The following is a 20,258-nucleotide window of genomic DNA, read 5'->3' as shown; positions in this document are numbered from 1 at the left end:
CAAGCTATGCGCATTTTTTCTTGGTTTGCATTTAGCATACTTTTTTCTACGCTTCTTCTCTCTTGCGATGCTCGCCCAAAACCAAACGGCAAGTTGCTCCCAATTCGGCTTGGCGACCGATTTGGGTTTATTGATGAGACAGGTCAAAAAATTGTTGAGCCGATTTATACCGATGCTGGCGATGTATGCGAGGGCTTAGCACTTGTCATCGAGAACGGTGAAAAGTTCGGATTTATTGATGCCAGCACCGGTCGCGAGGTGATTAAACCACAGTTCCTTTCGGCGTGGAATTTCTCTGAAAACTTAGCACAAGTACGCATTGGCAAAAATATTGGTTACTTGGATAAGACAGGTGACATTGTCATTTCCGCGCGCTTTGAAGATGGATTGCGCTTCTCCGAAGGACTTGCCGCTGTAAAGGAAGGTGGCAAGTGGGGTTATATCACCCCGCTTGGATTGTACGCCATTAAACCACAGTTCGATATGGCATGGTCGTTCTCACAAGGTCTTGCCTGGGTGAAAATCGGCAATCAGTTTGGTTACATCGATAAAACAGGCACACTTGTAATTAGTCCTCGTTTCGATCTGGCGCGTGAGTTTTCAGATAGCCTTGCTGCGGTGAATTTGAATGGTAAGTGGGGATTTATTAACCCTGATGGCACCTTTCGCATTCCACCAACTTTTGAGCAATGCGGTTCGTTCAGTGAGGGGCTGGCGCCTGTTGCACTTAAAGATTCATCTGGTGCACTCAAATGGGGTTATGCTAACAAAAGCGGTAAAATTGTTATTCCGATTGAGTTTGAAGGTGCACGAGAGTTCTCTGAAGGCTATGCTGCTGTCAAAAAGCAAGGGAAGTGGGGACTTATTGACAAAGGTGGTAATGAAATTCTCGCTCCACGCTTCGATCATATTGAGCCTTTCAAAGATGGTATTGCGAGAGTTCACGAAGGACGGCGCATTGGCTACATCAATCGTGCAGGCAAGTTTATCTGGGAACCTACATCGTAGCATACATTGAATAAGCTGCCTTGCATTCTAGCTGGGAATCTGCGCATAAATCACTATCTTCGCATCATTTCTTTTTTTGCAAAAGAATTTCAAGCCTGACACTCATTGCAGGCAATAATCTTGCTTATTTCAACGCAATGAAATTTACAGTTGAATTAAAACCTTTTGCAGACGCCGTCAGTAATGCGGTGCTCGCACTTCCACCCAAAGCTACAGACTTCAAGTTCGAGAGCATTCTGCTCACACTCGAAAAGAAAAAACTTTCACTCTTTACGACCGATGGTGACATCTCTTTTGCAACCTCTCTTACTACAGAGTCGGGCGATAAAGGCACCGTCTTGCTTAATGCACGACGCCTTCACGACATTCTTCGCAGCTTGCCCGATAGCAAAGCAGAGTTCGAAACCAAAAAGAAAGATGCCGAAGGCGAAGTCAACTTCATGATTGATACAGGTCGTGGCAAATACAAGATTTCAGGTAGCAGCGAGCGTCAGGAACGCACCGAAAAGAAACTTGACTTCGACCTTTCCTTTTCGCTAAGCAGCAAAGAGTTTAAGGATATTGCCAACAAGACACTCTTTGCGGTGAGTTTAGATAGCATGCGTCCTGCCATGATGGGGGTTTTGCTGGAACTTGAAGCGCAGCAACTTCGTGCTGTCTCCACCGATGGACATCGACTCTCGCGCTATACTCAACCAATTGAGACGGGTGCAAAAGAAAAACTTAAGGTCATTGTACCTTCGCGCGTCTTTAGCATCGTGCAAAAGTCCCTCGGCGATGAAGATACTGTTGAGATTTCTATTGCGACAAAAGAGGCACGCATTCAATTCAAGTTTGGAGAAACGGCATTAACAGCAAGCCTCATCGCTGAAAATTATCCAAACTACGAAGCTGTCATCCCATTAGAGAACGACAAGAAAATGATTGTCAATCGGGCAAGCTTAGCTTCAACGGTTAAGCGCGTCGCCCGGTTTTCTTCACGCGGCGATGTGCGGCTTCAACTTGAGGCAGATACAGTTAGGGTCTCGGCTGAAAATGCCGATGAAGGCGCATCAGCAGAAGAGACTGTACCGTGCAACTTCAAAGAAAATTTGCTAATTGGCTTCAATGCCAAGTTTCTTGAAGATGCCTTGGCACATCTCGACACTGAAGAAGCCTTATTTGAGTTTAGTACGCCTACGCGCGCTGCTATCGTCAAACCAATTCATCAAGGTAAACCACTTGACACGCATCTTATCCTTGTGATGCCTGTCCGGCTTAATGTTTGAACGAAGCGTATTGGGGTTGCAGAAAAGTAAAGTTACATTTTGAAGTGATAAGGGCAGACTCGTGCCTGCCCTTGCTCATTGTATTTAGTGGTGAGAGGGTTCGGGCACTGTGTTTAGGGTTTTCTCCCCATTCGTGATCTGGTTTGACACCCCAAATTCATTGACTCTACCCTTACCACGTTCTATTGAAAAGTCATATCGATAGATGTCGTAGAGTTCCGCATTAGGCTGCATCATTGTAAGCTCTTTGAGCAAACCTGTTTCTATATCGTACACCCATCCATGTAGATACGGGCGACCCTCAAAGTGCCACGCACGCTGCACGAATGAAGTTTCTGCGATGTTTCGCAGTTGTTCAATCACATTGAGCTCAATGAGCCGACGATAGCGTTGCTCTTCATCTTGAATTGCCTCCAGCTCCGCCGCATGAAATCGATAGACATCTTTGATGTGACGCAACCACTTGTTAATCAGTCCTAGACTTTGATGCCCCATCGCGTTTTTGACGCCACCGCAGTTGTAGTGCCCGCATACAATCACATGTTTAACTTTCAAGACTTCGACGGCATATTGCAGGACGCTTAGCATGTTAAAGTCAGTGTGAATCACAAGATTAGCAATATTGCGATGCACGAAGAGTTCTCCTGGCTCCGTTCCCGTAATCTCTTCAGCAGGCACTCGACTATCAGCACAACCTATCCACAAGAACTCTGGAGTTTGGTTACGCGCCATCTTCTCAAAGTAGTCAGGACGGATATCCAGCTTTTCCTTTGCCCATGCTTTATTTGCCAGAAGCAGTTTCTTGTACGACTCCATTTTTCAGTCTCCTTTTGTCATTTTTGTTAAAATCTGGGAACAGCGGGAGAGACTTTGAATCCATGTATTTGAGCTCTACGGTGATGTTGCGATACTTGCCTGCTTCTCGGAAGTCGTCAACTACTTCGTAAATATCTCTATCAATAAATACAGCCTTTGTGCCTTCGATAATCACAAGCGAGTTATCTGGAATTTTTGCCAGTTGCTCTTTCAGTTCTGCCTTATTGACAAACGACATATCTTTATTGAAGCGAATGAGATAGTAATTGTCTTGATTTATCATCGTAATTGCGGAGTGATGATATACTCTTAGCACAAAGAAGATTGCCACGGCTGAACCAATGAAAATCCCAATCAGCAAGTCTGTAAAGACGATAGCAATGATAGTAGTGATAAACGCTAAGAACTGTTCGCCCCCAGTTTTATACATCGCTTTGAAGAGCTTGACGCTTGCAAGTTTGTAGCCCACAGTGATGAGAATTGCGGCAAGACTTGCCAGCGGAATCATGTTGAGCACATTTGGAATCAGCGCTACTGCAAGGAGGAGGAAGACACCATGCACAAAGGCGGAAGTGCGTGTGCGCGCGCCAGCATAGATATTTGCCGATGAACGCACAATCACTGCCGTCATTGGCAATCCCCCTAACAGCCCTGACACAATGTTACCTATACCTTGTGCCCGCAGTTCTTTATCTGTATCTGATATCCGCTTGAAGGGATCAAGTTTGTCGACTGCTTCCACCGAGAGCAATGTCTCCAGACTTGCCACGACCGCCAAGGTCAGTGCAACGATGTATGTATCTTTGCGCATCAGCGCACTAAAATCAGGCAGCGTCAGGCTCTGCAATAGATATGTTGGATTCTCAAACACTGGGAGCGACACCAGTTGCGCTTTTTCTTTCGTTAGGTGCAAACTCGGCGCCTCTGGAAAAAGCGCAATGAAGAGTTGATTGATGATGATGCCCAGAAACACCACCGCTAATGGTCCGGGCACAATTTTGAAAAATGAGTAGCGTTGCAGAAATGGCTTTTCCCATACCACCAGCAGGATAATGGAAATTAGGGTAATCAGCGTCGCAGTAGGAGAAATATCAAAGAGCGTCGCGATCAGTTGAGCAAATGCACTATCTTCTCCATAGTGCTGCAGGAACTCAATATCTTCTCGGTCGTCGTATTGCCCTGTGCTATGCCCAAGCGCGTAGGGAAATTGCTTGATAATGATAATGATACCGATCGCTGCAAGCATGCCTTTGATAACACTGTTTGGTACATAGTCGCCAATCACGCCTGCTTGCATTACCCCGAAGAGAATTTGCAAGCCCCCAGCAATCACAACCGCTGCAAGGAAGGCTTCAAATGATCCTAACTTTGCAATAGAAGAGGCTACAATGACCGTTAGCCCTGCTGCAGGTCCTGACACACTAAGTTCAGAGCCCGAAAACAGCGTCACGATTATTCCCCCAACAATCCCTGCAATTAGACCAGAGAAGAGCGGCGCATTTGAGGCAAGCGCAATTCCTAAACACAGTGGGACAGCAACAAGAAAAACAACAATACCAGCGGGGAAATCGTACTTGAAGTTTTCTGCTAGTCCGGGTTTAAACTCATATTTGCCTGTCATTTTGTTACTCCTACTTCTTACTTAGTTTAACAGACTCCCGAACATCATCGGCAGCAAACACTCTTGATAACACGTGGAAAACTTTCCCTTTTATCCACGTGTAAAACTCTGTGAAATCTACGTGCATAGACTGTTAAGAACAGCCATGCAGGTGTGAATACCAATTGTTATTTTGATCTTGTAATCTATGGTATGTGGAAAAGAAACCTGCTTTTCACATCCTATCCACAAGGACGATTCAGTCGTTTTTACGCGCAAGCTCTTATTTTTCAAGGAGTTGTGGTAATAAAAAAGACTTTCTCCACATTTCCACATAGTCAATATCTTCAAACGTTTTAAATGTATAGACACGTAAGAAAGACATTGTAGTAAAAGAAGCCTTGGTAAAATTTTCAGAGTCTGACATTGAAACTGCTTTCTTTACATCTCACAAACTTTCGCCGGCATACGTCGCTGCTGCTTTCGCTGGATTCAGGCGTCAATATCCTCTATGGGCGCAATGGTGTAGGCAAGACGAACATCTTGGAGGCTGCACATTTTGCCTGCCTTACAAAGAGCTTGATTGACGCAAGCGATGCAGAATGCCTGCAATTTGGAGCCGAGCATTTTGAAGTGGAAGCTGAGATGCAAAGCGACTTGGGTGTGCACTCCAGTGTGAGAGTGTATTTTTCAAAACAAGCCGGCAAACACGTGTTCATCAATCGTACTGAACTTGAACAGTTCTCCAAAATCGTGGGTGAATATCCATGTATAGCACTCTCTCCATACGACCTTGCGCTGGTACAAGGCGCACCGCAAGAACGTCGACGCTTTCTTGACAATACTATCTCGCAAACCAATCGTGCATACCTTGAAGACTTGCTTGCCTATAGGCGTGCACTCCATCAACGCAATCGATTACTTGCGGAAATCAAACAGCAGCTGCGTCCAAATTCAGCACAACTTTCGTCGCTTGAGGTGTGGACAGAGCAACTGATCCGACTTGCTGCAGCAGTCGTCTGTGAGCGCATAAAGTTTGCAAGAGAATTTTCAAGTTATTTGAAAACAGCTTACCGACAGTTTGCCTCGTTCAGCGAAGAGCCTGAATTGCACTACGAGATGGACGTGGAGATTGAAATTGGGGATGCAGCAGAAAGGGATAAAATTGCGGCAGGCTTGCAGCTCAAATTCAAACTTCTGCACACCGAAGAATGTCGGCGGGGTCAAACTTTGCTCGGACCGCACCGCGATGATTTAGAGTTTCTCATGAACGGTAATTCGCTCAAACGCTATGCTTCGCAAGGACAGCATAAAACATTTCTTGTTTGTCTAAAACTTGCTCAGCATGCTTATATTCGAGAACGACTTAGCGAAATGCCGATTTTCCTGCTCGACGATGTGTTTAGTGAGCTTGATCGTGAGCGTGCAAATGACTTGATCGAGATTTTGAAATCACTGGGTCAATCGCTGATTACGACAACAGAGCGCAAATCGTTTAGTGGGGTGAGTCAAATTGATGTGGCGTATGTTTGTCATGCTGCGCAGTAGCGTATGCAAGAAAAGAAAACTTACTAAATCAGATTGAGAGATGTCCTACACGAGGGTTCCAAGTCGCTTTGAGAAAGTACTTAGCGCACTGTATCATGATTTGAATTTTGATGCTGCTGAAGAGTTTGAGATTATCAAAATGTGGTCGCAGGTCGTAGGTGGCCACATTGCGCGCATCTCAGAAGTCGAGAAAGTTGTAAATGGCGTGCTTTATGTGAAAGTTAAAAACTCAGCATGGCGAAATGAACTCTCCTTCAAGAAGCAAAGCATCATTGCGCAGCTTAATTCAAAGCTGCAGCGCAACTTGGTGAAAGGCATTGTCTTCAAGTAAAAGAGTGCCTGCAGCGCCAGAGTGCAGAAATGACCAGTAGTGCGAGATGCACAAAAAATCGACGAAAATCTTTTGGAAAATTGGTGCTGAAACTTATCTTTGCAGTCCTAATTTTAATCAACAATTTCTTAACACGGTTCAGTTCAGAAATACAACTCAAAACAGTTTCAAAGCAAGGCAAGGTTGAAATTCTAACGCTTAACGCTTTTTCAAGTATGGCAAAAACGAGAAACTTTACGAAACGACGGTCATTTTTGACGGGAACTTAGATGACGAAAACACCCAAAGTGCGATTGAGAAAGTAAAGCAGCTTATTACTTCGCTCGGAGGTAATATCAAAAACATTACGGATAACGGTCGTCGGAAGCTCGCCTACAAAATTGGTAAGCACACAATCGGCTACTATATACATATCGAGTTTACAGCCCCACCCACGATGCTAGCAGAGTTGGAGCGTCAGTATCGGCTCAACGAGCAGATTATTCGTTTCCTCACCATCATTTTAGATAAGCCGCTCTTGGAGATCCGCGAGCGTGTAGCTAAGTACGGCACAGCGCAACCCTCCACTGAGTCTAAGCCTGAGACTGCGCAGGATGATAAAATTCTTTTCTTAGCGTTCTATGTCTTTGTAATAAAACCAACTTATGGAGGAGAGCAATGGCAGAGTTAAAAATGCCAGAAATCAACAGCGTGGTTATCGCAGGCAACCTAACCAAAGACCCAATTTTCAGACAAACCACCACAGGTACGCCTGTCGTGAATTTTACAATTGCGTGCAACCGTCGCTTCCGTGACAGCAATAACGAATGGCAGGAAGATGTGTGCTACGTCGGTGTTGTTGCCTGGAATAAACTTGCAGAATCGTGCCGCGATAATCTACACAAGAGCAGTGCGGTGCTGGTTGATGGCGAACTTCAAAGCCGAACTTGGAAACTGCAAGATAACACTACGCGTACTGTGGTTGAAATTAAAGCTCGCCGAATTCAATTCCTTAACAAGCGCCGTCGCAATGACGATGACTCTGGTGTCGTAGAAGAATACAGCGATGATTCGCAGGTAACCAGCAAAGACCTCTACGAATACAAATATCTCAATGGGGATAGTGAGCTTGCAACAGACAGTCGATAACCTACGCAAAACCAAATGATGTATTGAGCCATGCAACTTAAAAGTCCAGTCTCGAGTCGCCCTGCGCAGCGCGCTATTGTAGCACGCAGCCGCGCAGCGAGCGTACCTGCAAAAAATCAAGTCGTATTCTTCGACTACCGTGATGAGCGAAAACTTCGTCGTTTTATCAATGAGCAGGGCAAAATTATCCCGCGCCGCATCACGGGGCTTTCTGCCAAAGAGCAGCGACTTCTAACCAAATCCATCAAGTGGGCACGGCACCTGGCGATCATTCCTTTTGTCTCTGACCAAATCAAGTAACGATTCAACTATGCAAGTGATTCTGAAAAAACAGGTGGAAAAACTCGGCGAGCCAGGCGAAGTCGTCAAGGTCAAAGATGGCTACGCACGCAATTACCTCATTCCGCGTGGCTTAGCTGTGCGGGCCACCGATGGCATGCTTAAAGCGCTCGAAGAAGAAAAGAAGCAAAAAGCCTTCAAGATTGAGCGCGAACGCAAAGCTGCACGAGAACTGGCAGAATCGCTGGAACGGCTCTTGCTAAATATCAAAGTCAAGGCGGGTGAAGAGGGACGGCTTTACGGTACAGTTACAACCCAAATGGTTGCCGACGCTCTCAAATCCAAAGGTTTTGAGATTGATCGCAAGCAAATTACCATTGACCCACCCATCAAGCAGGTCGGCAAACACGAAGTTGCCGTGAAACTTTACTCCGATGTGGTCGCAAAACTTCAGCTTGAAGTCGAAGCTGAAGCAAGCGAGTAAACCTGTCTCAAAAAACTATATCCTTTTCAGGGGTTAAAGAATTTGGGGCGAAGTTATGTCTTCGCCCTAATTTTTAAGGCATTTTTAAGGCATCTTGCTCACAAGTGCGCCCGACGGGAGTTGAACCCATAACCTTTGGCTTCGGAGACCAACGCTCTATCCAGTTGAGCTACGGGCGCAAAACAGCAGTAAGCAAAAATACACGAGTTTCAAAGTCTGAACAAGTCTGCACAAGCATCTCTCTGTCCCTACCCTGCCGTTTAGCTTTGTGATAATGCTTGCATTGAGGTCACACAGTAAAAAAAGCGTCCTGTAGGTTTGTGCAAGACGCTGTCACCGAGGCAAGTTGATGATGACCATCTTACTTCAGCAGCATCATTTTTCTAGTTTGCGTAAATGTCCCTGCTTGCAAGCGATAGAAATACAGACCACTTGCCAATTGCACAGCATTAAACGATACCTGATACCGTCCCGCTTCTTGGCGTCCTTCTACCAGTGTTGCCACCTGACGACCGAGCATATCATAAATCTTCAAACTTACTTCGCTGCTTACAGGCAGTTGATAACTAATCACTGTCGTCGGGTTAAACGGATTAGGATAGTTCTGCAAAAGTTCAAACGTGCGTGGCAGACCGGCTTCAACTTCAATGGTGGGGCTGTATTCAAAGGTGCCGTCAAAATCCACTTGCTTGAGGCGGTAGTGCACTTTGCCTGATGCAGTCTGGTCTACAAATGCATAACTTTGTGCTGCTGATGTGGTGCCGTTGCCTCTGACAAAGCCCAGCACTTGCCACTCTTCACTTCTCACGCTGCGGTTCTCGCTTCGTCTTTGCACTTCAAAGCCGGCGTTATTCTGTTCAGAGGCTGTACTCCAGCGAAGTTCAATGCCACGTGCAACAGGTTGAGCCTCAAATGACTTCAGCTCGACAGGGAGAGGGTTTTCAGCGGCAAGTGAAGCAATAGCAAAATCACCATAGAAGTCCTCCATGCCAAAGGTTGCACTCAGAATGCTGCTACTATGCGAAGTATTCACAGCTTGCCAAAGATGCAAGGGAGATTCGCGACGCACAATAAGCAGGCGGTCTGGGTTCGTGATGCCGTTAATCCCTGTAAGATCAATATTCAGTGTAACAGAGCCGAAAGAAACAGCACTATTGGAAATTGTCCAATAGCGCTCTGGCGAGACCTTATCAGGAATGAACGCACTGCCTGTTTGCGGTGTTGCTGCAATAGATGCAATAGCATTCAGGTTTGGTGCAGCGGCATTGAAACGAATGCGCTCAATAAACCCGAGCTGACTTTCAACACCAGAGAGGTCAATTGTGATGCCTGTTGCACTTGCAGGGAGCGCAGTTGTGTTATCATAGACGGCATCGCGTACGATGATGCTGCTTGTAACTTGTACTTCAAAGGCGCCAATGTCCATTCTGCCGCCCGAGACGCGCACGAAGAGACCGCCACGCTGATCATTAGCCAGTGCATTTTCGCTGGGACTTGGATTGCCTTTGTCTATGGCAGGGCTACTGGCATTCAATGCGCATGTGCGCACGCTCCCGCCGTTGTTAGCAAGTGCACCAAGATTGGGGTTAATAGGATTGCTGCTCGTTCCAACAAGGTTGCTGTCTGCATCAGCATTGACGAGACCTGTCATACCAGAACCGTTACCGATGAGGTTATATCGGCTTGCTCCACCACTGTTGATTGAAAAGAGCTCGCTTGCGACTCTATTCTTAATTTTGAGGCGAGAGTTTTTTGCCCTGAAGAGCTCGTTGACCGAGAATGCGCTTGCGTTCGGATTCGGATTCGGATTCGGATAAGAATTCTGAATCGTACCTGACACATCTGGTCCATTGGGTGCAGTGTTCGTAGCCACAAGCGTATTGTTGAGATAGAGTTCACTACCATCTTCATAAATTCCACCCCCTTCAGTTGTTGCTGTGTTACCTGCGATGGTGCTATTGGAGATACTGCAAAGCCCATCGAGTGCCGCAAGAGCGCCGCCTTTTGGAGACTGATTACCAGAGAAAGTAGAGTTTGCTACATAAACAAAAGCATTGTTGTCTACAGCAAGAGCGCCGCCCTCACCACCTGTACCACAAGAATTGCCTGAGAATGTACAATTGAAGACTTCACATGTTCCATTCTGCACATAGAGACCAATGCCCTTGCCACCTGCTGTGTTCTCGCAATCACGAATTTCACAGCTATTGAGGCGCAAGAACTCTGCTGATGTGAGAATTCCAAGTCCGTTTTCGGTAGCTGAAGTTGAGCGTGCATTACGAAGCGTGAGACCAGCGATAGTAGTCGCAACATAACTGCTGGGTTGTGCGCGGCTCAGGCGGAAGTCGGGAAAAGATGCGGTATTAATACTACCCTGAATACTAAAGATACGACTAGCATTATTGCCACTAATGGCAAGATTATTTGCGCCCAATCCTATAATCGTGAGCGATTTATCAATCACAATTTGTCCACTGGTGAGCGTGATGGTTTGTCCAGTGAGCGCAGGGTTGAAAATCAGCGTATCGTTCTCAAGCGCATTCGTTACAGTGCTGCGCAGCGAGCCGGGACCGCTGTCACTGTCATTCAACACATAGATGGAAATTGGATCTGTGCTATCAAACGCACCAATGCTGGGGTTGTCAGGGCGTGAAAAGCCTCGTTGGTCGGTAGTAGGTCCAGACGCAGAGCCAGCGCGCCATGCAGGTGAGCCAGATAGCAAGGCTTTTGTTTCGGTTTTACCCCCGTTATCTGCAAGTGGTCCTAAGAGCGGGTTATAGCCTTGAATGGTCTGGCTAGGCGAATAAACTCCGCCGGAGAGTACATTTGGGGCAAGGAAGACAACACAGTTGTAGACATCGACGGTCCCGCTAACACGCATACTTTGAAAAATTGTGTTGGTCGCAGTTACTGTTCCGCTAGTGGCAACCAAGAGATTTTCATTTGAGGTAGGATTGTCGAAAACAGTGCAGTTCATCAGTGAGAGCACACCACCTGTTGCAGTTGTAATGACCTGTGTGCCAGGATTATTTGCGAGGGTTACATTTTCCATGGTTACAAAACCAGCGTGCTCAACAGCATTCACATTGTTAGAAAAAGTCGTATTCTTGACAGTGAGTGTGTCAAGCGCATTGCTGAAAATTGCGCCTCCGCTGCCAGAAGTGCTTGAGTTGTTGCGAAATGTGCAGGTGTCAATCACAAGTGAACCTGCAGCAGTTGCGCGAATTGCACCGCCTGCAGTAGGACCGCTTGCATTTTCAAAAATGAGATTGAAGAGCTCGACATTGCCTGCTGTAATTTCAAAAATGCGGGTGTTGCTGCCGCCGCTAATCGTAACCATTCCGTTTGTACCATGATGTCCGTCAATCAACAAGTTTTTATCAATGGTAATCGGCGATGTGAGCGTGATGGTGCCACTAAACCCCGTTTGAAAGTACACCGTGTCCCCCGGCGTAGCATCTTGCACAGCTTGACGAAGCGATCCTGTGCCAGCATTGTTTGTGTTGCTTACAGTAAGCTGCGCTGCATGCGATGTGCAGGCAAAGAGGAGCAGGATGACGAATGGACGGTAAAGCTTGTGCATTTTTTTGAGGATAGTTAAGTTAAAGAAACTCTATTTCTCAGGATGTCATACGTACAGCGGCAAGGAGGGGATGGCGTATCTAGAGAGCTTTGATACAACTTACTTCCCAGCTATCCTGCTCAGTGCGAATGTGGTGCTGGGCACCGTCGAAGCTGAATATACTCAGGTTGCTACATTGCTCCAAATCAAAATGTGTGCAACTGTGTTGAACGTCACAAAGCTGAAGGTAATCAGGTTAGAGAATACGGATCAGGTCAGGTATTTTTGCAAAATCACTTGTATGTGACTAAACATCATCTTTCTATGAATCAAGCGTTAAAGCACTTGCAATTGCGCATTGGTCAGCCGTTCGGCGACCAGCATCCTTCACCTGTTGGCAGATGGCTCAATGGGACGATTCGTAGGGTTCAAGCAGGTGAGTTTGAAGCTGATTTTCTTGTGCGCCCCGATATGACCAATCCTGTAGGGATTCTGCACGGTGGTATTATGTGCACGATTATGGATGAAACTATGGGCATTGCGATTTACACTCTGGACGATAGCAACTTTTTTGTAGCTATCAATCTTGTGACAGATTTTTTGCGCAGCGCAAAATTAGGTGAAGTCATTACAGCTCGTGCCAGAGTAGTGCGTCGCGGTCGACGCATCGTGCATGCAGAGTGCCATGTCTTCAATGCAGCGGGAGATTTACTTGCCAAAGGCTCATGTAACTGTGCAATCACAGAGCTAAGCAAAGTTTAGCAGAGCCTTAATGCAAGCTCAAAGTTGTTCAAGGAGCTTAGCAAAAGCGAGTGCAACTGCGTGCAGCGCACGCTCCAGTGTTAGCGGCTTTCGCTGGGGTTGATAAAGCAGCGCAAGATGAAGTTGTTCGTCGGGCTTGAGTTTTTGAGCAAGTGCGTCGAGCAGTGTCCATTTTTGTAGCCTGTAGGCTTCACGCAGGAGTCGCTTAATGCGGTTACGTGCTGTGGCGTGCCTCAAGGTGCGCTTGCTGACAGAAAACAGTACCATTGCTTTTGCCGAGGAGCACGAGGGCACGACATGGAAGAAAAGCCGCAGGTACGGCACTTGCACACTGCGCCCTGTCTCAAACAAGAGTTGTATGGCGCGCTTCTGACGCAGAATCTCACTTTTTTTAGAAAGGCTCGGCGGCGTGGTGCTTCGCCAGATGGTTGAGCCGACAAGGCATCAGAAAAAGGCTTAGCGTTGCTTATGGCTCATCGCATCGCTGACCGTCAATTTATACCGTCCTTTGGCACGCCGACGTGCAAGAACTTTGCGACCGTTTTTTGTTGCCATCCTTGCACGAAAGCCGTGCTTGTTGCGTCGTTTGCGATTGCTTGGTTGAAAGGTGCGTTTCATAGCCTAAAAAAATTCATAGTTTCAGAATGAGCGGCAAAAGTATTACATTTTTTCTGTAAAAACAAGTTTGTGCCTTGCGCCCTTTATTGTAGATTTAGCCCCCATTTTTTTGTCAGTAACCACACTTCAACGCAGGAATTGAGCATTACGGCAATGTTGTTTGTTTCAAGAAGGTAACTACCAGCTTTAGATGTTGGTGTGTGGATAAAATGTGAAAAAAATGTGTGCTTGTTCATAAAAGTTATTAATGACTTTTAGGATTTGATGTAAAAATGTGGAAAAGTTTGTCTTATTTGTCTTAAGCCTTTTTAATAAAAGCACTTATCTTAGTGAAATTTATGTGGATAACTTAGGAAGTGATGTGCAATTTGTCGGCAGAACTGCACAAAGTCTGTTGTGTAGAATGTTCTTGATAAACGGGCGTGTGGATAAGTAGGGCTGGTGATGTGGATTTTTGTCTAAAACAAGGTATCACTCTATGAGTGATTTAGAGAGCAAAACTATAGGAGAAGAGGCGCGCGCTGCTCAAGAGGCTTGGCAGCAGTGTCTCAATATCATTCGAGACAACATTAATCCGCAGAGTTTTAAGACTTGGTTTGAGCCTATCGTGCCGCTCAAGCTCTCAGGCGGTGAGCTCACGATTCAAGTGCCGAGCCAGTTTTTCTACGAGTGGATAGAAGAGAACTACTACTCACTGCTCAAACGCACTATTTTAGAAGTCATCGGTCACCAAGCCAAACTAACCTATTCTGTCGTTGTGCAGCAATCTCCGGTTGAACCTGTTACGATAAAACTCCCGCAGCAGCCTGCTGCAATTACGCCTGAAGTGCACACGATTGCGGTCTCGCGCGCTGCACATGATTTCTACAAAGCAAATGTGCAACGCTTTGAGAGTTACCTTAATCCGCGGCACAGTTTCGAGAACTTCATTCAAGGCGATTGCAATGCTTTTGCTTTAGCGGCGGCGCGTTCTGTTGCTGAAATGCCGGGCAAAAACGCCTACAACCCGCTGGTAATTTATGGCGGTGTAGGATTGGGCAAAACGCATCTGATTCAAGCCATTGGCAACTACGCACGTATCAAGCGTAAAGCCGAGTTTATTCTTTATGTCTCCAGTGAAAAATTTGCAATTGATTTTGTTACAGCGATTCAAAACAACCGCATTAGCGAGTTTTCAGCCTTCTACCGCCACATTGACTTACTCATCATTGATGATATTCAGTTTTTTGCAGGTAAAGGCAAAACGCAAGAGGAAATTTTCCACATTTTCAACACGCTGCACCAAGCCAACAAACAAATTGTGCTCTCTTGCGATCGTCCCATCAAAGAACTGCGCGACATGGAAGAACGCCTGCTCTCGCGCTTTCAGTGGGGGCTGATGACCGATCTGCAGGCACCTGACTTCGAAACTCGGCTTGCGATTTTGCGCCGCAAACTTGAGGACAATGGCGCAACGCTGCCAGATGATGTCGTCAATTTTATTGCAACTAATGTAACCACGAACGTGCGTGAGCTTGAAGGCTGTCTTGTGCGCTTGCTTGCTACCGCCTCGCTGCAAGGCAAAGAAATCGATCTGGCACTTGCTAAATTGGTGCTTAAAGACATCATTCGCGACCGCAGTGTTAATATCACGCTCGAGATGATTGAAAAAGTTACATGTGAGTACTACAACATCTCACCCAACGATATCAAGGGCAAATCGCGTAAACAAGAAATTGCAATGGCGCGTCAAGTGGCGATGTATCTTGGAAAGCGCTTGACCAATTCTTCTTTCAAGACAATTGGACTGCATTTCGGCGGACGCGATCACTCCACGGTCATTCATGCTGTAACTAGCATTGAGCAGGAGCAGCAAACATCGCCTGAACTGCGGCGCGACCTTGCTGAAATCAAAAAGCGTCTTGAAATTCTCTCGCTCTGATCATTTTACATGCGTCTTGCGTTATCTTCCTAACTCAATTTGGACATCAATGGACGAAGAAAACAAAACCTCAGACACGGCGCAATCTTTGGAAGCCTTGATAGCGCGTCTAGAAGAAATTGCGACACTCATTCAAGAAGGTCAACTCGGATTAGAAGAATCGATTAAACTCTATGAGGAGGGCCGTCGCATTGCACAAATCTGTCAAGACCGTCTGACAGCAGCGCAGCACAAGCTAGAAATTCTCTCGCCCTTGCGCTCCAGCGACTCTGATATTCAGCCAGATGTGTCGCCCGGGCAGGATGACTCACCGTCGTCGAAGAATTTACTTGCCTGACTCCCACAGCAGTCCAACAAGGGAGCAGGATGGGCGCGCTGGGGGTGCCGAGTTTGCACAAATGAAAAAGTCCTGACGGCACATCAGGACTTAACCAGAAGAAGATGATGTTGCTCCGCGAGCAGGATTCGAACCTGCGACCCATCGGTTAACAGCCGATTGCTCTACCGCTGAGCTATCGCGGAATGCATAAAAGACAGAACTTTCGCACAAGCAATCAGTCGTGTCCAGCTGTGTGCTATGCAAAATCAAGGGTTGCAAAGATAACAGTGCGCGTGCTGATTTCCAAATTAAAAAAATTTTCATTTCTACTGCCTTTATCCTATATTTGCCGCTCTTTTTAAGGATAGCAATGAATGGTGATGGGAAGGTGGGGCGTGAGCCGCTTGTGAAAATCAAAAATTTCGCATCTCTCGCAAGGCAAGCACAGTTATCATTTTGTGCTAGCAAGTGCGGATTTTCAAGATGCAGCGGTAAGCACGAAGGTATTTCCAAATCCAGTAGAAGTGAGCCTTTCTCTGGATAAGGGATTGTCAGGCATCACAGTTGATATTGTGGTAAGTTCAGTTGCGATCCTGGAGTGCGATCGGTGTTTAGCCACGCTACATCGGCATATTTCTGGGGAGTATCGCATTTTTTATTCGCAAGCGAAATCCATGCAAGTCGAGGACTGGCAAGATGAAATACGATGGCTCGGCAGAAACGATTTTGAAATTGACCTTACGGACGATGTGCGTGATACACTGCTGCTTGCTGTGCCCATGAAAAATGTTTGTGAACCAGCTTGTATGAATCAAGCAAAGCTACTGTCAAGCCATCCAGAGCAATCAGACAGCGTGCCTGAATCGGAGTGGCAAAAAGCGCTGCACCAATTGAAACAGAAGTTTAATGAAAACCTGCGCTAGCAGAGGAGCAACACAAAAGAAACACAGAAACCAGACCAGAAACCAGAACCAGATATGCCAAATCCGAAACGCAGAATGTCTAACTCGCGCACGGACAAGCGTCGGGCGCAGTTCAATGCGCGTACCAAGCCTGCCACGATGATTACTTGCCCAAACTGTGGTGCGATTACAATCATGCACCGTGCTTGCTACAACTGCGGTTACTATCGCGGTCGAATCATCGCTAAGAAGAAAGAATCCGCAGCAGAATAATCTGTTCAGACCACTCACTATAAATCGTCTTAACCCTGCTGCTGCATCAGCGCAATGAAAGCCGCAATTACTGCTACCGCAAAGTATCTGCCGACCGACGTGCTAACTAATCACGATTTCGAGAAAATGCTCGATACCAGTGATGAGTGGATTCGCACGCGCACCGGCATTTGCGAACGACGCATCTTGAAAGATCCGACAAAAGCTACAGCTTACATGTGCGCTGAAGCCTCGAAATCGCTGCTTGAAAAGCGAGGTATTGAGGCAACGGAAATTGAGCTCATCATCGTAGCGACCATCTCGCCCGATATGTTTTTTCCTTCAACAGCCTGCCTGGTTCAAGATATGATTGGCGCAAAACGCGCTTGGGGGTTTGACCTCTCTGCGGCGTGCTCAGGCTTTCTGTATGCCTTGTGTGTGGGGGCACAGTTCATTGAGACAGGCATGCATAAGAAAGTGCTGGTCTTAGGGGGCGACAAAATGTCCTCAATTGTCGACTACACTGACCGCAATACGGCTATCCTTTTTGGAGATGCGGCAGGTGCGGTGCTGCTTGAGCCTGCACGTGAAGGTTACGGCATTTTGGATGCACGACTCTATGCTGACGGCACCGCGGGCAAAGATTACCTCTACATGCACGGCGGGGGCAGTCTCAATCCACCTACACATGAGACGGTCGACAAAAAGATGCACTATGTGGTGCAAGATGGCAGGGCAGTCTTCAAGGCAGCTGTCGTGGGCATGGCAGAAGTTGCTGCTGAAATGATGCAGCGCAATCGCCTGAGCAGCGAGGATGTCGATTACCTTGTACCGCATCAAGCAAATTTGCGCATCATTAGTGCCACAGCAGAACGCATGGGTATCGGCATGGACAAAGTCATGGTGAATATAGATCGGTACGGCAATACGACAGCGGCAACCATTCCAATCTGCCTTGCAGAGTTAGATGAACAAAAGAAACTGCGCGATGGTGCGAACCTGATTTTGGTAAGCTATGGCGCTGGATACACTTGGGGCGGTATCTACCTGAAATGGCAGTTGTGATTTTGCGCACAAAATTGTTAACTTACTACCCGTTTTGGGTGTTTGCCGAGTGTTCTTTGAAAGCCCCGCTGTTCTTTGTGATGACAGAATGAAACAGTTATCGGTATTTAAGGCACGAAACAAGATGACCAGGCGCAGGGCGTAAGCCCAAGTAACATTTGCGCCGCAGGAGCACAGAGCTATGAATTTTATTTTGTTTAACCGTCAGTAGTCTCATAACCAAAAACAAATCACACTTCGCGCTACTGACCAAACAATATAAAATTATGAAGAAGACAGCTCTCGTTTTCCCAGGACAAGGCTCGCAGTATGTGGGCATGGCAAAGACACTCTGCGAACAGTATCCGGAGTGCGCCGAAATCGCTTTGCAAGCCGATGAAATTCTCGGCTACCCGCTTTCGGAGATCATGTTCACTGGCGATGAAAATCTGCTTCGTCAGACCCGCCACACACAACCCGCGATTTTCCTTCACAGCTACCTGCTCTTTCGGTTCATCGATAGCGATGAAATTGCCATGACCGCTGGACACAGTCTTGGCGAATATACAGCACTTTGTTACGCTGGCGCGCTCTCATTTGAAGATGCACTGCGCGTGATAGCCAGACGTGGCGAATTGATGCAAGAAGCCGGTGAAAAATGGCCCGGCTCTATGGCAGCGATTATCGGCTTGCCTGATGACAAGCTCATGGCTGTTTTAGCTACAGCTTCAGAGCAAGGTATCATTCAAGCTGCAAATTTCAATTCACCTGGGCAAATCGTGCTCTCTGGCGAAATTGCAGCAATCAAAACAGCAATTGAAATTTCAAAGAAGTACGGTGCAAAACTTGCTAAAGAACTAAGTGTTTCAGGAGCATTTCACTCGCCGCTGATGAAGCCAGCAAAAGATGAACTCGCTGAGATGCTCAATCAAGTCGATATCCAAGATGCCAAGATTCCTGTCTGCATGAACGTGGATGCATGCCTGACAACCAACGCCGAGGAGATTCGCAAAAAGTTGGTACGTCAGCTCACCAATTCGGTGCTCTGGCAACAGTCCGTGGAGGAAATGATTGCAGCAGGTGTCACAGAGTTCATTGAAGTGGGTCCGCAGCGCGTCTTGCAAGGGCTAATCAAGCGTATCAACCCAAATGTTACGGTATTTGGCATTGATACTGTGCAAGATGTCGAGAAACTGCGTGTTCCTGTTGGTGTGGAGCAAGTAGCATAATTCATCTCATCAATGACGTTAGACTTAAGCGGGCAAATCGCGCTGGTAACGGGCGGCACACGAGGCATTGGCAGGGCGATTTGCCTCCGTCTGGCTGAGGCGGGTGCATCAGTAGTATTTACATACAAATCTTCAGCCGATAAAGCCGAGTCGCTTCGACAAGAAATTGAAGCGATAGGGCGTAAAGCAATAGCGATGCAAGCAGACGCTGAACAATTTGCACAAGCTGAAAAAGTCGTGCAAGATGTGCTACAAGCATTTGGGAATTTGCATATTCTCGTCAACAACGCAGGCATTACGCGCGATACACTATTGATGCGCATGAGCGAAGCACAGTGGGATGAGGTCATCGCCAGCAACCTAAAGAGTGTGTTTAACTACACGAAAGTGGCACTGAGACCGATGATGTCGCAGCGCAATGGGCGCATTGTCAACATTACTTCAGTGATTGGGCTAACAGGAAACGCTGGACAAGCTAACTATGCGGCTTCGAAAGCTGGTATCATTGGTTTTACAAAGTCGGTAGCAAAAGAAGTGGCTTCGCGCAATGTGCTGGTCAATGCCGTAGCGCCCGGTTTCATTGATACAGAAATGACAAGTGCGCTTTCCGAAGAACAGCGCAAAGCCATTGAGAGCATGATTCCAATGAGACGGACAGGTTCTGCTAAAGAAGTTGCCGATGCTGTACTCTTCTTGTGCAGTGCACTTGCAGGATATATCTCGGGTGAAGTGCTACGCGTGGATGGCGGCTTAGCCATGTAAGCTATTTGGGAGAGGCAAAAGCCCGTTGTATATTCGCCCCGTTTTGTTCAAAATATCAAAAATCTGATAAAAATCTTTTGGATTCTCTTTAACCAAAACCACCTTTCATGGAGGAACAAATGACCGTAGATGAAGTGAGAGATAAAGTCTACAACATCATCGTCACAAAAATGGGCGTCAGCCGCGACCAAATTAAAGATGACGCCAAATTCACAGACGACCTAGGCGCCGATTCGCTCGATAATGTCGAGCTTGTGATGGAGTTTGAAAATCAATTCGGCATTCAAATTCCTGATGAAGATGCACAAAACATCTCGACGGTAAAGAATGCGATTGATTACATTTTAAGCAAAAAGAAATAAGTCTAATTTCCCTCTAAACCAGTTTTGGCAAAAAGCCCAACTTTGCACAGCAAAAGTTCTCAC

At 46.7% G+C, this 20,258-nt stretch carries 23 protein-coding genes and 2 tRNA genes; 18 read left to right on the top strand and 7 right to left on the bottom strand.

The genetic code is table 11. The annotated features are described in order from the left end of the window. Positions 1 to 6 precede the first annotated feature (6 nt). Positions 7 to 1,008, top strand: a complete 1,002-nt coding sequence (locus CMR00_09760; GenBank protein PIO47574.1) for a hypothetical protein — start codon at positions 7 to 9, stop codon at positions 1,006 to 1,008. Positions 1,009 to 1,145: 137 nt separating this feature from the next. Beyond that, complete coding sequence (gene dnaN, locus CMR00_09755; GenBank protein PIO47573.1) at positions 1,146 to 2,276, top strand: DNA polymerase III subunit beta; 1,131 nt, start codon at positions 1,146 to 1,148, stop codon at positions 2,274 to 2,276. 84 nt (positions 2,277 to 2,360) lie between these two features. Here dnaN and CMR00_09750 read toward each other — a convergent pair whose 3' ends face one another. Together CMR00_09750 and CMR00_09745 are read right to left on the bottom strand one after the other, a co-directional pair. Further along, complete coding sequence (locus CMR00_09750; protein ID PIO47572.1) at positions 2,361 to 3,092, bottom strand: carbonate dehydratase; 732 nt, start codon at positions 3,090 to 3,092, stop codon at positions 2,361 to 2,363. Then, complete coding sequence (locus CMR00_09745) at positions 3,058 to 4,713, bottom strand: hypothetical protein (protein PIO47571.1); 1,656 nt, start codon at positions 4,711 to 4,713, stop codon at positions 3,058 to 3,060. The genes CMR00_09750 and CMR00_09745 overlap by 35 nt, the downstream gene beginning before the upstream one ends. A gap of 399 nt (positions 4,714 to 5,112) precedes the next feature. Here CMR00_09745 and CMR00_09740 point away from each other — a divergent pair, with 399 nt between their 5' ends. From CMR00_09740 to CMR00_09715, 6 genes are all read left to right on the top strand, one after another. Continuing rightward, on the top strand, positions 5,113 to 6,240 hold the full coding sequence (locus tag CMR00_09740; protein ID PIO47570.1) for a DNA replication and repair protein RecF: 1,128 nt from the start codon (positions 5,113 to 5,115) through the stop codon (positions 6,238 to 6,240). 40 nt (positions 6,241 to 6,280) lie between these two features. Beyond that, complete coding sequence (locus CMR00_09735; GenBank protein PIO47569.1) at positions 6,281 to 6,571, top strand: hypothetical protein; 291 nt, start codon at positions 6,281 to 6,283, stop codon at positions 6,569 to 6,571. A 250-nt stretch (positions 6,572 to 6,821) separates the two neighbouring features. Beyond that, positions 6,822 to 7,241: a 30S ribosomal protein S6 gene (locus CMR00_09730; protein PIO47568.1), complete on the top strand. Its 420-nt coding sequence runs from the start codon at positions 6,822 to 6,824 to the stop codon at positions 7,239 to 7,241. 2 nt (positions 7,242 to 7,243) lie between these two features. Next, entirely contained in the window at positions 7,244 to 7,699 is a 456-nt protein-coding gene (locus tag CMR00_09725; protein ID PIO47581.1) for a single-stranded DNA-binding protein, read from the top strand. A gap of 30 nt (positions 7,700 to 7,729) precedes the next feature. Continuing rightward, positions 7,730 to 7,999: a 30S ribosomal protein S18 gene (gene rpsR, locus CMR00_09720; GenBank protein PIO47567.1), complete on the top strand. Its 270-nt coding sequence runs from the start codon at positions 7,730 to 7,732 to the stop codon at positions 7,997 to 7,999. Positions 8,000 to 8,009: 10 nt separating this feature from the next. After that, positions 8,010 to 8,462 (top strand): 50S ribosomal protein L9, encoded by a 453-nt coding sequence (locus CMR00_09715; protein ID PIO47566.1) that lies wholly within the window; start codon positions 8,010 to 8,012, stop codon positions 8,460 to 8,462. A 105-nt stretch (positions 8,463 to 8,567) separates the two neighbouring features. Here CMR00_09715 and CMR00_09710 read toward each other — a convergent pair. Further along, a tRNA-Arg gene (locus tag CMR00_09710) sits at positions 8,568 to 8,641 on the bottom strand. 182 nt (positions 8,642 to 8,823) lie between these two features. Further along, positions 8,824 to 12,045: a hypothetical protein gene (locus CMR00_09705; protein ID PIO47565.1), complete on the bottom strand. Its 3,222-nt coding sequence runs from the start codon at positions 12,043 to 12,045 to the stop codon at positions 8,824 to 8,826. Between CMR00_09705 and CMR00_09700 the strand changes: the two genes are divergently transcribed. Together CMR00_09700 and CMR00_09695 are read left to right on the top strand one after the other, a co-directional pair. Next, positions 12,038 to 12,331 carry a hypothetical protein gene (locus CMR00_09700; protein PIO47564.1) on the top strand — a complete coding sequence of 98 codons (294 nt, stop codon included), beginning with the start codon at positions 12,038 to 12,040 and terminating at the stop codon, positions 12,329 to 12,331. The genes CMR00_09705 and CMR00_09700 overlap by 8 nt on opposite strands. Positions 12,332 to 12,348: 17 nt before the next feature. Beyond that, positions 12,349 to 12,786: a thioesterase gene (locus CMR00_09695; GenBank protein PIO47563.1), complete on the top strand. Its 438-nt coding sequence runs from the start codon at positions 12,349 to 12,351 to the stop codon at positions 12,784 to 12,786. 18 nt (positions 12,787 to 12,804) lie between these two features. Here CMR00_09695 and rnpA read toward each other — a convergent pair whose 3' ends face one another. Both rnpA and CMR00_09685 read right to left on the bottom strand, forming a co-directional pair. After that, positions 12,805 to 13,212 carry a ribonuclease P protein component gene (gene rnpA / locus CMR00_09690; protein PIO47562.1) on the bottom strand — a complete coding sequence of 136 codons (408 nt, stop codon included), beginning with the start codon at positions 13,210 to 13,212 and terminating at the stop codon, positions 12,805 to 12,807. Positions 13,213 to 13,242: 30 nt separating this feature from the next. Then, positions 13,243 to 13,404 carry a 50S ribosomal protein L34 gene (locus CMR00_09685; protein PIO47561.1) on the bottom strand — a complete coding sequence of 54 codons (162 nt, stop codon included), beginning with the start codon at positions 13,402 to 13,404 and terminating at the stop codon, positions 13,243 to 13,245. A 478-nt stretch (positions 13,405 to 13,882) separates the two neighbouring features. On the opposite strand from CMR00_09685, the gene CMR00_09680 reads away from it, so the two are divergent. Together CMR00_09680 and xseB are read left to right on the top strand one after the other, a co-directional pair. Further along, on the top strand, positions 13,883 to 15,325 hold the full coding sequence (locus tag CMR00_09680) for a chromosomal replication initiator protein DnaA (protein ID PIO47560.1): 1,443 nt from the start codon (positions 13,883 to 13,885) through the stop codon (positions 15,323 to 15,325). A gap of 49 nt (positions 15,326 to 15,374) precedes the next feature. Continuing rightward, positions 15,375 to 15,662, top strand: a complete 288-nt coding sequence (xseB, locus tag CMR00_09675; GenBank protein PIO47559.1) for an exodeoxyribonuclease VII small subunit — start codon at positions 15,375 to 15,377, stop codon at positions 15,660 to 15,662. Between the two features lie 110 nt (positions 15,663 to 15,772). Here xseB and CMR00_09670 read toward each other — a convergent pair. Beyond that, positions 15,773 to 15,847, bottom strand: a tRNA-Asn gene (locus CMR00_09670). Positions 15,848 to 16,063: 216 nt separating this feature from the next. Between CMR00_09670 and CMR00_09665 the strand changes: the two genes are divergently transcribed. From CMR00_09665 to CMR00_09640, 6 genes are all read left to right on the top strand, one after another. Beyond that, entirely contained in the window at positions 16,064 to 16,567 is a 504-nt protein-coding gene (locus CMR00_09665; GenBank protein PIO47558.1) for a hypothetical protein, read from the top strand. Between the two features lie 54 nt (positions 16,568 to 16,621). Next, positions 16,622 to 16,819: a 50S ribosomal protein L32 gene (locus CMR00_09660; protein PIO47557.1), complete on the top strand. Its 198-nt coding sequence runs from the start codon at positions 16,622 to 16,624 to the stop codon at positions 16,817 to 16,819. A 54-nt stretch (positions 16,820 to 16,873) separates the two neighbouring features. Then, complete coding sequence (locus CMR00_09655; protein PIO47556.1) at positions 16,874 to 17,863, top strand: 3-oxoacyl-ACP synthase; 990 nt, start codon at positions 16,874 to 16,876, stop codon at positions 17,861 to 17,863. Between the two features lie 266 nt (positions 17,864 to 18,129). Beyond that, positions 18,130 to 19,071, top strand: coding sequence for a [acyl-carrier-protein] S-malonyltransferase (gene fabD / locus CMR00_09650; GenBank protein PIO47555.1), 942 nt, complete (start codon positions 18,130 to 18,132; stop codon positions 19,069 to 19,071). 12 nt (positions 19,072 to 19,083) lie between these two features. After that, the gene (fabG, locus tag CMR00_09645) at positions 19,084 to 19,833 is read left to right on the top strand and encodes a 3-oxoacyl-[acyl-carrier-protein] reductase (protein PIO47554.1); all 750 of its coding nucleotides are present in this window, start codon (positions 19,084 to 19,086) and stop codon (positions 19,831 to 19,833) included. A gap of 119 nt (positions 19,834 to 19,952) precedes the next feature. After that, a complete protein-coding gene (locus tag CMR00_09640; GenBank protein PIO47580.1) occupies positions 19,953 to 20,195 on the top strand; it encodes an acyl carrier protein in 243 nt (80 codons plus the stop codon). Positions 20,196 to 20,258 lie beyond the last annotated feature (63 nt).

It is taken from the genome of [Chlorobium] sp. 445, assembly GCA_002763895.1.
Taxonomy (GTDB): Bacteria; Bacteroidota; Chlorobiia; order Chlorobiales; family Thermochlorobacteraceae; genus Thermochlorobacter.
The sequence above is the reverse complement of the archived record's forward strand: the minus strand, read 5'-3'. Positions and strand labels throughout refer to the sequence as shown.

Excerpts from the sequence above, each read along its gene's own strand:
- CMR00_09695 (PIO47563.1), top strand. The coding sequence starts at position 12,349 with ATGAATCAAGCGTTAAAGCACTTGCAATTGCGCATTGGTCAGCCGTTC.
- CMR00_09705 (PIO47565.1), bottom strand. The coding sequence starts at position 12,045 with ATGCACAAGCTTTACCGTCCATTCGTCATCCTGCTCCTCTTTGCCTGC.
- CMR00_09640 (PIO47580.1), top strand. The coding sequence starts at position 19,953 with ATGACCGTAGATGAAGTGAGAGATAAAGTCTACAACATCATCGTCACA.
- xseB (PIO47559.1), top strand. The coding sequence starts at position 15,375 with ATGGACGAAGAAAACAAAACCTCAGACACGGCGCAATCTTTGGAAGCC.
- fabD (PIO47555.1), top strand. The coding sequence starts at position 18,130 with ATGAAGAAGACAGCTCTCGTTTTCCCAGGACAAGGCTCGCAGTATGTG.
- CMR00_09680 (PIO47560.1), top strand. The coding sequence starts at position 13,883 with ATGAGTGATTTAGAGAGCAAAACTATAGGAGAAGAGGCGCGCGCTGCT.
- CMR00_09715 (PIO47566.1), top strand. The coding sequence starts at position 8,010 with ATGCAAGTGATTCTGAAAAAACAGGTGGAAAAACTCGGCGAGCCAGGC.
- CMR00_09725 (PIO47581.1), top strand. The coding sequence starts at position 7,244 with ATGCCAGAAATCAACAGCGTGGTTATCGCAGGCAACCTAACCAAAGAC.
- CMR00_09655 (PIO47556.1), top strand. The coding sequence starts at position 16,874 with ATGAAAGCCGCAATTACTGCTACCGCAAAGTATCTGCCGACCGACGTG.
- CMR00_09735 (PIO47569.1), top strand. The coding sequence starts at position 6,281 with ATGTCCTACACGAGGGTTCCAAGTCGCTTTGAGAAAGTACTTAGCGCA.
- CMR00_09685 (PIO47561.1), bottom strand. The coding sequence starts at position 13,404 with ATGAAACGCACCTTTCAACCAAGCAATCGCAAACGACGCAACAAGCAC.
- dnaN (PIO47573.1), top strand. The coding sequence starts at position 1,146 with ATGAAATTTACAGTTGAATTAAAACCTTTTGCAGACGCCGTCAGTAAT.
- rpsR (PIO47567.1), top strand. The coding sequence starts at position 7,730 with ATGCAACTTAAAAGTCCAGTCTCGAGTCGCCCTGCGCAGCGCGCTATT.
- fabG (PIO47554.1), top strand. The coding sequence starts at position 19,084 with ATGACGTTAGACTTAAGCGGGCAAATCGCGCTGGTAACGGGCGGCACA.
- CMR00_09760 (PIO47574.1), top strand. The coding sequence starts at position 7 with ATGCGCATTTTTTCTTGGTTTGCATTTAGCATACTTTTTTCTACGCTT.
- CMR00_09745 (PIO47571.1), bottom strand. The coding sequence starts at position 4,713 with ATGACAGGCAAATATGAGTTTAAACCCGGACTAGCAGAAAACTTCAAG.
- CMR00_09660 (PIO47557.1), top strand. The coding sequence starts at position 16,622 with ATGCCAAATCCGAAACGCAGAATGTCTAACTCGCGCACGGACAAGCGT.
- CMR00_09750 (PIO47572.1), bottom strand. The coding sequence starts at position 3,092 with ATGGAGTCGTACAAGAAACTGCTTCTGGCAAATAAAGCATGGGCAAAG.